We start from the raw sequence: 11851 nt of genomic DNA, 5'->3' as shown, positions 1-11851 counted from the left end.
ACTTGCCTTTTTCTGCTTTTTGGACTAATTTTAGATATTCAGTCTCGATATATAAAACTTTAACAAGATGCGACCTTTATTATTCATTTTATTTTGGGCAAGTGTCAATCTCCTACTTGCTCAAGAGGGCAATAATTATGCCCCGAACAGGATGATTGCAAGATTAACGGATGAGGTATACCAATCTATATCTCATCGAGCGGTTTCTCAAATTATTGAAAGTATACCTCAATTGGAAGCTTTAGGCCAGATTTATGGGAAAGCAGAAGTAGTTCAATTATCGCCAGGCAATATACCTATATACTGTTTTGAGTTCGAGGATGCCAGGATTACAGAAGGTCTCATGTATGCATACAGATCGAGTGGCGTGTTTAACTATGTTGAGTGTGATTATCTGGGAAGTGTCCAGGGGATTGGGAATGATTCCCTCATTCCCAATGACAGCAAGTTTAATTTACAGTGGTCACTCTACAATGATGGTAGTTTTTGGGCAGCACCCGTAGTTGCAGATGCAGATATTGATATGACAGAGGCGTGGATTGTTGAGCAAGGGGATACCAATATTATTGTTGGAATCATTGATAGTGGTTGTAAGCTGGATCATCCTGAGTTAAATGGCCGGATATGGGTGAATTACCAGGAAATTCCCGGGAATGGAATTGACGATGACGGGAATACTTATGTTGATGATTGGAGGGGTTGGGATTTTGCGAATACTGATAATAATCCCACTGATGATTTTGGTCATGGGACCAATGTAACAGGCATCATTGGGTGTAATGGGAATAATTCTTTAGGTTTTGCCGGAGTTGACTGGCACTGCAAACTCATGATTCTGAAAGGAATAAACAGCAGCAACTGGGGATATTATTCCTGGTGGATTGCCGGGATCAATTATGCAGTAGATAAAGGAGTTAATGTACTCAATCTTTCCTTAGGGGGTACTGACCCGTCGCAGGGGTTACAGGATGCGATAGCCAATGCCCTATCAAATAATGTAATAGTGGTAGCCTCGATGATGAATGCCAATAACGATGTTCCTTATATCCCGGCATCCTATCCCGGGGTAATTGCTGTAGGTGCGACTGATCCTGATGATACGAGGTCGAATCCATTTTTTTGGTCGGGGACGAGTGGCAGTTGCTATGGGTCGCACATTTCGGTAATTGCCCCGGGAAATTACATTTACGGGCTTAGTTATAATAGCAATACCAGCTACAACTCCTACTGGGGTGGCACTTCACAGGCTGCCCCGCATGTTGCAGGATTAAGTTCATTATTACTTTCACAGGATCCTGACAGGACACCAGCCGATATTAAAGCGATTATTCAAAATACATCTGAAGACCAGGTTGGGGACCAAGCAGAGGATACCCCGGGATGGGATCCATATTATGGTTATGGGAGAATTAATGCTTATGCGGCCCTGATTTATGATCCGGCAGGAATTTCAAAAACAGATTACAATACAATGCGGATTTCACCTAATCCCACAAACGGAGAAGTGAAAATTCAGTGGGATACATTTGCCTTTATTCCGGAAACACTCACCATTCAATCTTTGTTAGGGAATGAAGTCATGAAAATAAAACTCAATCTGGTGCCGGAAAAATACATTTACCTGAATCTTTCAGCACTTGTGGGGGGAGTTTATATTATAAGTCTAGAAAAACCTGGTAAAAGAGGTATTCAAAAGTTGGTGGTTTATGAATAATTCAGGAGAATCCCCCATTTATTGTGAGACAGACCAGAAGTTGTATCCTTAACAGGAATACCTTTTAAGTGCTTAATCGCAATCAACCTGGTTTTGCAATTTCTGATGATACTTCACGATCTCGAAATGAGTAACCTGGGCGCAATCCTTGTCATCAGCCTTTTACAGCATGAAATCGATATGAAAGAATTGTAGTGTAATAGAGTTTTATATTATGTAAAATTCAATCCTTTACACAGCGGCAAGAAAATTTAAAGGTTATCGAGGGGGGTGAACTATACGTACTTATATTTAAATCAGGATGGTAGGCATTTACTGCATAATAATAACCATCCGATGCGCTGGTTGTCCAAAACTTGGCATCCTGTCCAAGGAACCGGAATAAACTGTTCATATTATCTGCTGCAAAATGCCCGGAAGGCAGCATATTGAATCCTGATAAATTTGAATTCTCATTGGGTGTGGGCCATCCTGTTGTAGATCTCAATTGCGTAGATGCCGCTGCAGTTCCACCGACATAAGCGATCAATTGTTCCCATTCCGCTTTTGAAGGGACATGCCAGCCTTCAGGACAAATCCCTTGAATGCCACTGGGATTGGTTTCTGATGTATTAAGTCCTGTAACTTCATTGATGGTATAAATCCGTCCATAAGTATTACAATTCGCAGAGTTGTTATCATAGCAGGCTCCCCCGTCTGCATAGTTAAGGTTTTCTGCCATCCACACCTGGTCTCCGATACAAACGGTCGCATACTTTTGCTGATCACGGCTGTCAACCAGGGTGTCTCCGCATTTTTCATAACAATAGTTAGGCTCAAAGAAATGTTGAAAATAAAGTTTATGATAAACATTCGGAGGAGTGGGTTTAAATACCAGTCCTTCGCGGGTGACATGTATAGGTATGTCGTCATGATCCTTTGTTTTTGATTCGATGGAATATTGAAGTGTGACATCATCTATCAGATGTGCAACTGCAGTTGTATCACCTCTTCTGACTAGGTTTGCAATAAGCGAATCTTCCATTTTATTTGCAAAATCGTTTGGAGCGGAACCGGAACTATTATCGGAAAACGCATATCCATAATAGGAAATACACCCTTTGCTTTTAAAAGCTTCAGGTTGATTGTCGATTGTAGGCCCTTGTTTGGTATTTCCGCTATAGCATGAATTATTAAAAACAACGGTTCCGTTCAGGTCTAAAGTGGAGTTACGTATATACTTGTCTGTGACAAGCAGTTGTATATATGTTTTAGTATGTGTGAAATCATGAAAAATGGCATTGACACCAGTTTCGAGTTCTCCGTTCTCAAATTTTTCCAGGGGGATATTGGGCCCGAACCAAGTTGTCAGCACACTGAGAACATCTTCCCGGGTCCAGTCCCGGAAGTCTACATCGCCGGCCACTGCAATCATAGAATTAATGAAAAACCCCCATGGCAGGCCATGTGTATTGAGAATAATAAATCCATAATCGCCAAAAGTACTCAGGAGGTCATAGGTGACTGCCTCATCATTAAAGATAGAAACTTCCAGTACTTTAGGGCCGCCATTAAATTGGTTGCGCTTATTGTAACCATTAGTATTAAATTCATCTGTATAAGGATTCAATACTAATACTTTTTCGTTTTTAATTGCTTCTTTTGAAGTTACTCCATGATAATTGAATAATTTAGAGCTGCCAGTGCTTCCGCCACGTGATAGATGCTGTCCATTATCGTCTTCCCACGTAAAGCTAACCGAGCTTCGCAAGCCATTCTTAAACCGTATTTCTATGAGTTGTTTGCTCCAGTAATAAGCATCCGCTACTTCAGGCTGGTCTACCAGCCAGTGGCCTGCGGCATTGATGGCAGCCACGGTATCATGCGTGGCTTCCAGCGTGTCGCTGAATACTTGCATGGCACCTTCTCCCACATTCCAAATGGTAGTAAGTTTGTCGACAGTTTCTTCATTGGTATTGTTATTGTCACCGTCTTTTTTACAAGCAGCAAACATTATAATTAACAGGGCAGCGAGAAAATATATTCTTGATCCCATAGGAAGTTTTTTTTGTTTTTTGAAAAATTGTTTTATTACCCGAAATTCAATCCTTCACACAGCGGCAGCTCGAATAACTCACTGCCTGGTAAGTGCCGTCATAGGGGTTTAATGGTCCACAGTTGTATTGCACAGTTGCATCTGCTGAGAGAAGCCTTGCTACTCCAGCAAAATTTGGATATGGACAATCCGAATTAGAAGAACTAAGCCACATTCCAAAAAAATTATACTGTGCATAATATTCTATTACCCCAGTTGAAATTGTTTTAAGGGCACCGCCAGAAGGCAATGCATCAAAGTCAGAAGCGTTTCTTTTCGGGGCTGACGTAAAACCATCTCCCACCCAATCGTATGGCGATTTGAGTTGAATTGCAAGATCATTGCTATTGGGTATTCCGAAAGAAGACATCAGTAATTCCCACTCATAGTTATTGGGCAAATGCCAGCCATCTGGACAAATTCCCTGTACTGTTGAGACCTGATTTCCGGGACTTACACCTTGTCCTGCAGAAACCGTTGGATAATCATACAATCTGCCGTAGGTTAACAACTTTGTTGGGTCATCATTAGCTATAAGACTGCCAGGAGCGTCGTACCTCAGATTCTCAGCCATCCATACCTGCTCCCCGATGCACACGGTAGAATATTTTTGACCATCGCGCGCATCGGTTATAGGTTCGCCACACGTACCATAGCACCATGTAGGGTTTCCATATTGATTGAACTTGAGAGGGCCATGATCATTCCACATTGCAACACTATGATCCCAGGGATATTCCATAATAGGTGAACCACCGCCTTCCTGCATGTGCGCATTGCCGGTACTGTCACCATCATAAAAAAAGGATTTAATTAGCGTGTCTTCGACAGGTCTGCATAATTCATCATTCGGGGCTTTGTAGGATACTCCATCGTTTGCTTCATATCCATAATAGGTTAAAGGATTTCTGGTCATCCAGGCTACCTTGATAGGGTCGGGAATTTTTACTTCCCAAGGCTTAGGGTTGGTAGTCATATATGAAGTGGCAGTAAACCCGCTGAAACATGCATTAGCGAAAACAATCGTATTACTCAAGTCGGGCATCATTTCGCGAATACCTTTTGAGGTGACTGCTACTTCATAGGTAACATCGAGATTTTGTTTATACTTATCCCATTGTTCCTGATTCTGAAGCTGAGGATCATATTCAAATGTATGAGCGATTTCAACTTTTTTATCTATGATGGACTGTACATGCTGTGATCCTATTTTCTGTCCTATAAAGGTAAGATAGTCGTCTAGATTATCAGGAATATCCCCAGCATCAAGAGTAAAACCAATACCTGTATATATTGCCGACTGCCCCCCGTGTGTGTCAAGAATAACCAAGCCATACTGATCGCAGGTGAGCAACGCATCAATGGTACATTGTTCGTTTTTCAGAACGGTGACTTCTACATCTACATCGCCATTTTCAATCATATCAACAACATCGGTTTGAAATTCGTTCCCCCAATAAAACTGAGCTACAAAAGCAGAATAGAGCAATACTTTTTTATTTTGCAGTTTATTGGAACATGTGCCACCGGCAGATGATACTGCAGCTGTCATTTTCCCTGTACCTGCACCGCTGCCGCGGTATACGCTCAAGCCATCGGGAGTCATCTCACGCAGGTTTATTGTGCTCTTATACCCGCTCGCCATGTGTATGAAGAGGTAAGTGCTGTCCATTGTGAAACATTCTGCAACGCCAGGTTGATTTTGAACCCATAAGCTGGTATAATAGAGCGCCTCCGGTGGTGTAATATTCATAGAGTCGCCAATTTCAATAAAGCGAACAGATGCAGCATTCATCATTTGAAAGGACTGAAAAAGGAGTTCTTCTTTTGAAGATTGATCACTATTATTACTCTCTTTTTTACAAGAAGAAAAAAGTAAAAAAGTAAAAGCCAAAACAAGAAGGGCGTAAATTGTTTTCATAAAACTACATTTTAAAGCACTAGTGTTTGGGAAAAGTTTTGCTAATGCATTGAAATGATTGAGAATAGCGCATTAGAGCAATTTATGATAACGGGGGCCTTGCTTTTTACTTCTTTACAGCAAAGTAGAATCCCGATAGCGATCAGTTCACCAGGAATCACCAGGTTGTTTTATCATTTGGTGCATCCCGATAGCTTTTAGGAGGGTGTTTTAGTGTCAAATCTTTTCCAATTCTTTCCGTTCGGAAAAAAATTTTAGATTCCTAAAATATAAACATTTAGTTTTTTAAATATGTTCATTTTAAACTGTAATTGTTCCGGAAAGCAATATAGCCCTAATCCGCATCTTTTCCTTCGTGGAGCTTCGCACCTCAGGTTTAAGACCTATACATATGTTTAATGCAAAATGCAAAGTGTAAATTGCAAATTGCAAATTGCAAATTGAAGAGTAGTTTTTTCATGGCTGTTCATGATGTCTAATTTGTTTCACTGATCAATACCAGCACACACCGGAATTAATCCTTCACACAAACGACAGAAAAACCATAGGATTTATAGCTGGCATCTCTTGAGACTGCTTCGCTTTTGTAATACATTCCACGGCCCCAGGCTGCAGAGGAGCCAAACTCAGTAGAACTCCACCAATATCCATTAAAGCCGGTGTAAAGGAATTCGGCATCGCCATTCAGGTAGCCACCCGGAAGGGAAGAAAAGCCGGTTTCATTGGTAGCCCCGGTATTTGGATCATTCCAATGAGTGGTTCCGCTTTCTTTTAGTTTTCCACCTGCAATGTCTTGTCCCCCCAAATGATCCATTAATTGACTCCATTCTTGATCGCCTGGCAAATGCCAACCAGCCGGACATGCAATCATAGCTGCCGGCCAATTGTATAAGACACCGTAGGTAGTGTAATTGGAGTTAGATTTAGCTTCGGTGACAGAAGTACCCTGATAACCAAAAACATAATAGTAAGTATCGGTTTGCGAACCCGAGCCGGAGCCAACTACTGATGGCAGGTATTTCAGGTTTTCTGCCAACCATGTTTGGCCACCTATTGTCAGTGTCTTGTAAACAGTGCCATCCCGGGGGTCGGTAAAGGTGCCGGCGATGATGGTATTATCATCATCATTATCTTTTTTACAACTACTGTTAACTGTCAATAGAATGGCAATAGTTGTGACTGCCACAATAATCATCCAGGAATTAGATTTTGTTTTCATTTGATTAGAAATTGTATGTTAACATTTTAAGAGAAAGTCCGGAAATACATGATTGGGATTCAGAGGATTAATCCTTAATACAGCGTACTGAGAACCCTAATTCTTTAAAGTTGCTTATCTTGATTAATTCGCTGTAACTGCTGCCCATGCCCCGATACCAGGACCCGCTGCTGTTAGCCTCTGTTGCACTCCACCAGCAACCTGCAATTCCCATATCAGTGAATGATACACCGCTGAAACAATATCCACCCGGCAAGGCAGTAAAGCCGGTTTCGTTGGTCGCTGCAAAGTTGGGATCATTCCAATGAGTTGTTCCTGTTTCCTTGAGCTTTCCACCAGCATCACTTTCACCCAGGAATGTTGATAATTGTGTCCATTCTGCATCAGTTGGCAAATGCCAGCCTGACGGACAAGCACTCATGGCTGCTGACCAGTTGTATAAGACACCGTAAGTAGAGTAATTGGCTGTAGCTTTAGCTTCGGCAACGATAGTGCCATCGTATCCATATACATAATACCGGGCCTCTGTCTGAGAACCTGTGCCAGGGCCGAATACAGCCGGCAAATATTTCAAATTTTCTGCCAGCCATGTTTGGTTCCCAATTGTCACTGTTTTATAAACAGTGCCATCGCGGGGGTCTGTAAAAGTGCCGGTGGGAATGGTATTGTCATCATTTTCTTTAGTACAACTGCTGCCTGAAAGCAGTATTAAGGCAATACCTGTTGCAGCCACTAGAATCATCCAAGGGTTTGTTTTTATCTTCATAGTTTGGTGTATTATTTAATTTGATTTATTTCTTTATGAACTTCCTCACAAGCAAAGCACAACAGAAATGGGGGGGCCCACATCTTCCACACAACATCCACCACAGCAGCACAACAAGTAAACTGTTCTTAGTTTTCATAGTTTTCAGTTTTACTTACCTTTTTCTGACCGGAGATTTTTTAAATCCCTGAATTTTTATATTCACATCTTTATTAGGATCATAATTCTGATTATCGGAGCAGATCACATCTCCATGCTCATTCACCCATCGGTAATTCCATTCATTTGTACCTCTCTCAGTTTCGCCTGTGAATGGATTAGTGTAATCTTCCTGCCCCGTGAGGTTCAGATACATATTGTTGTTGATCTCTGAATTTGTCAAAGCCCGGTGTTCTGTGATTTCCTTGTCGATTTGAGCAATGGCTTGCTGAGTTTGCAGGGCGATATTGCTGTTAACCTGCTGACTGCGGATTTCGCGCCCGATCCATTCGGGGTTAATTTTTACTGAATGACCGATGGTGGCAAAAACCGGGGCCATTTTGTTAAAGTCACTTTTTACTGCCCTTACATACCAGCACTCCTTATTACCCCAAAGGCCTGCTCCCAGCTGACCAAAATCCTCGATGGTGCAGACCATTTTTTCCATGAAATGGATTCCATTTTCGCTGTATTCGAAAGTGAGAATTGCGGCCTGGTAGGATAATCGGTAGCCTTGTAATATGCGAGCCGACATCTTACCATATTCTTCTGCCAGGGCAGGAAGAGGTTTTATGTCAGTGATAGTCAGCCCTTGTGCATGCGGGTGAGCAAAAGGGATAGCCACCGATCGGAGAAATTGTTCCGGAGAAGGGATTGGCATCACTGTCATGCCATTATAGTTGCTGCCATCGGGGAACATTGGAGCGGCAAGATTTACACCCTGGTAGCGGCGCATATCGAAAAAGCGGGTATCTGGCAGCCATCCGATTTCAGCCTTGTTATCGGGTGCCCGGAGCTTCATATAAAGCTTAGCTTCAATGGAATTGCCTGAGCCACCTGCTGTATTAGGATCGACACGTGTGATACCTCCGGTAACAGACCATCCTTCGGGTAACAAGAAGGAAAATGCATGCTCATTGGGTTCATTCTTTAATTTAAATACCATGGGCTTCTCTCCAGCAAATTCTTCCGGGTTTATAGAACTGTCAGAAGTTCCACCGGAAGAACATGAGAGCAATGCAATTAATACCAATGCCTGAAAAAACCAGATTGTTTTCATGGCCATTCCCTTTTTGATTAATTCAGTTTTTGACCTCTTTTACTTTTGCAATGAAAATATCTGTGCTCCCTGACCAGGGTAATACTTGATCACCAAAAGTGGTGCTATTGCTGAAATAGCCTGTAGCATAGCAATTCCCGGAGTTATCAGGGACAATGCATGCCCCCGCCGAATTACCCTTGGTTGTGGAATGATTTACCCAAACAAAATCCCCGTTGGGATCGAGTTTAATCATGAATGCATTGGTATGCCCATTAGAAATAATCGTGTCGGCACCCAATATGGAGGTACCCATAAGATAGCCTGTTGCATAAACATTGCCGTTATTATCTGCACTAACGGAAGTGCCTATTGAAAGATTCTCGGGAATTGTTTTCGTGGTTTTACCTTGTTTTGCCCATAACCAGTTGCCAGAAGAATTCATCTTTGCAATAAAAGCATCTTTGCCACTTGTCAGCAGCCGATCTGTTCCAAATTGGATGCTATCAATAAAAGTTCCGGTTATGCATACATTTTGTTGATTATCAACGCAAATGGCTTCTGCAACATCGTAATTTGCTCCTTGAGCAATATTTACCCACTCATAAATTCCGCTTGCTGTTATTTTGGCAACATAAATATCTGAAAACTGGTTAATAGCTTCTACCGGGAATGGCCCGATGGTTGCAGAATGGTTATAAAATCCGGTGAAATAAGCATTTCCCTCCGAATCAGCTGTAATTGCTCTAATACCAACAACGGTACTTTCAGCAACCATCTTTGCCCATGAAAACTGACCAGAAGTGCTCATTCGGGCAATAAAGGAATATGAACCAGGAGCCGGGCCCTTCAAGGAAATATCTCCGAACCACGCTTCGTGGTAAAATGCACCTGCAAGGAAAACGCCACCCAGGTTATCAACAGCTATTGAAAATGCAAAATCGCCATTTCCGCCACCTCCCGCCTGTTTTGCCCAAACGAAATCACCAATGCTATTCAACTTTGCTATGAAAATGTCATTATTTGTGGTGTAAAGCGCAGTAGTATCAAAATAGCTAGTATCGCTGAAGGTTCCGCAGACATAAACATTACCATCTGCATCCAGGGCCATTGAATTCATCCTCTCCTGGTCAGTAAACAAGGAGTTTCCTCCACACTTTTTTGCCCATTTGAATTCACCGCTGGCATCCATTTTAGTGATGAATATGTTATTATTCCCATCTGATTGCAGAGAAAAGGAGCCAAAAGTTGCAGTTCCGGTAAAACATCCTGATGTATAAATATTTCCCTGGTCATCTGTTGCAATGCAATGACCATAATCGGTGTTAGTGCCACCTGCTTGTTTTACCCATTCAAAACTGCTGGTTTTTTCAGAAGGATCCGACCCTTCAGGATCAGATTCCTTCTTGCATCCAAAGAATAAAATTCCCAGAATTGTGGCAATAAATAAAAATCGTTTATTCATAACTGATTGATTTTGTACTATTTAACAAATTAGTCATTAATTGGCAATTGCATAACAACGAATCTCAGATTTGCTCATATCTGCAGAACCAACCATATCGTACCAGAAAGAACCGTCCCAATAAACAGGATATGTTTTTCCCGGAACATCCAATACCACACAATAAATTGTAGTATTACGACTACCAATCGCCATGACTCTCCCACCTTCAGGCAGTTGGACGACTTCCCCACCCTGAGGCCAATAACAAGCTCTAGGGCCGCTATTTTGGTTGGGATAGTACCAACCTCCATAATATATACTCCCGCTGGCACTCACAGCATGGCATTCACCTCTTGCTTCCTGCAAATAGGTCATTTCCACAGAGCCATCCTCCCAGAAGCAGGGATTGGAACCATGGTCATTACCATCACCACAGCCTCCGAAATAGACTCTTTCTCCTTTTATATCCATGCTGTAAACAGTTCCATCATGATGCCAGTATTCACCAGCCCAATTCACCCAAACATCTTGTCTTGACAAATGATGGAAAGTTGTATCCTTCCAGTAAAATGGAGAACCATAGCTTTCTGCCTCTGCACTACCTGCACAATAAACTGTACCTGACTCAGTTACACCTATGCATTTTAGATGAGTTTGAAAGGGCTTTTTTTCAAGTTTGAATAGTGATGTTCCTTTCCAGTAACAACTATAATTGGTATTTCCTTCGGTGTACTGACCTCCGCAATAAACGATGCCATTTGAAGCAGTGATACAACTAGCGCCACCTGGCCCGTTAATGTCAAGAACATGTAGCTCTTTGCCCTCCCAATAACAGGGAATCCCACTTTTAATAGCAGTTGAGTAAGTCCCGGCGCAATAAACCACCCCATCTTTCACATAAATGGCATTTACCATTCCTGCCAACAATCCCTCTCCTGTCAATTCGACACGTTTAGTCCCCGACCAATAACAGGGAACCGAGAGTCCTTTATCATTTGTATAGCTTCCGGCACAGAAGGCAATACCTGTTTCCTTCTCGGGTTGGGTAGGCGGTCCTTCCTTTTCGCAAGAAGTCCCTACTAACAGTATTAAGCATGATAATTGAAATAATTGAAACAGTTTCATTTGAGTCAATTTTTAGGTTATGACCATGCATTTACAAGACCGGACAAAGCTATATCAGGCAGGAAGTTACTGCAAGAAATGATGCCCTACAAATACGTTCAGGACACCCTACAAAAACACTCATAATGTCGGATGTGGGATGTCGGATGTCTAATGTCGGATGTCTAATGTCGGATGTGGGATGTTGGATGTGGAATGTGGAATGTAGGATTGCTTTGGAGGGGAGGTTTTGGCTTGAAAATTCGACAATTCGACAATTTGACAATTCGACAATTCGACAATTTGAATATGAGAAGATGTGGAGAATAGGAGATTAGAAGTTGCCACGAAGGGGATAGTTTGTGTTAA

Annotated in this window: 8 protein-coding genes; 1 reads left to right on the top strand and 7 read right to left on the bottom strand. The window is 42.0% G+C overall.

What is annotated here, in order from left to right; translation table 11 throughout:
• Nucleotides 1-67: 67 nt before the first annotated feature.
• Nucleotides 68-1714, top strand: coding sequence for a S8 family serine peptidase (locus tag IPH84_08920; protein MBK7173343.1), 1647 nt, complete (start codon nt 68-70; stop codon nt 1712-1714).
• A gap of 223 nt (nt 1715-1937) precedes the next feature.
• Here the strand turns inward: IPH84_08920 and IPH84_08915 are convergent, their stop codons facing one another.
• The 7 genes from IPH84_08915 to IPH84_08885 all read right to left on the bottom strand — a co-directional run bounded on the left by IPH84_08915 (nt 1938) and on the right by IPH84_08885 (nt 11503).
• On the bottom strand, nt 1938-3749 hold the full coding sequence (locus IPH84_08915; protein ID MBK7173342.1) for a hypothetical protein: 1812 nt from the start codon (nt 3747-3749) through the stop codon (nt 1938-1940).
• Nucleotides 3750-3795: 46 nt separating this feature from the next.
• Entirely contained in the window at nt 3796-5709 is a 1914-nt protein-coding gene (locus tag IPH84_08910; GenBank protein MBK7173341.1) for a hypothetical protein, read from the bottom strand.
• A gap of 514 nt (nt 5710-6223) precedes the next feature.
• Nucleotides 6224-6928 (bottom strand): fibrobacter succinogenes major paralogous domain-containing protein, encoded by a 705-nt coding sequence (locus IPH84_08905; protein MBK7173340.1) that lies wholly within the window; start codon nt 6926-6928, stop codon nt 6224-6226.
• A 67-nt stretch (nt 6929-6995) separates the two neighbouring features.
• Nucleotides 6996-7670: a fibrobacter succinogenes major paralogous domain-containing protein gene (locus IPH84_08900; protein MBK7173339.1), complete on the bottom strand. Its 675-nt coding sequence runs from the start codon at nt 7668-7670 to the stop codon at nt 6996-6998.
• Between the two features lie 178 nt (nt 7671-7848).
• Complete coding sequence (locus tag IPH84_08895; GenBank protein MBK7173338.1) at nt 7849-8952, bottom strand: hypothetical protein; 1104 nt, start codon at nt 8950-8952, stop codon at nt 7849-7851.
• Nucleotides 8953-8974: 22 nt separating this feature from the next.
• On the bottom strand, nt 8975-10396 hold the full coding sequence (locus IPH84_08890; GenBank protein ID MBK7173337.1) for an SBBP repeat-containing protein: 1422 nt from the start codon (nt 10394-10396) through the stop codon (nt 8975-8977).
• A gap of 36 nt (nt 10397-10432) precedes the next feature.
• Nucleotides 10433-11503 carry a hypothetical protein gene (locus IPH84_08885; GenBank protein MBK7173336.1) on the bottom strand — a complete coding sequence of 357 codons (1071 nt, stop codon included), beginning with the start codon at nt 11501-11503 and terminating at the stop codon, nt 10433-10435.
• Between the last annotated feature and the right edge of the window lie 348 nt (nt 11504-11851).

The organism is Bacteroidales bacterium (genome assembly GCA_016707785.1).
In the GTDB taxonomy this organism is placed as follows: Bacteria; Bacteroidota; Bacteroidia; order Bacteroidales; family UBA4417; genus UBA4417.
Note: the sequence above shows the minus strand (reverse complement) of the source record. Positions and strands in the feature narration are given on the sequence as shown.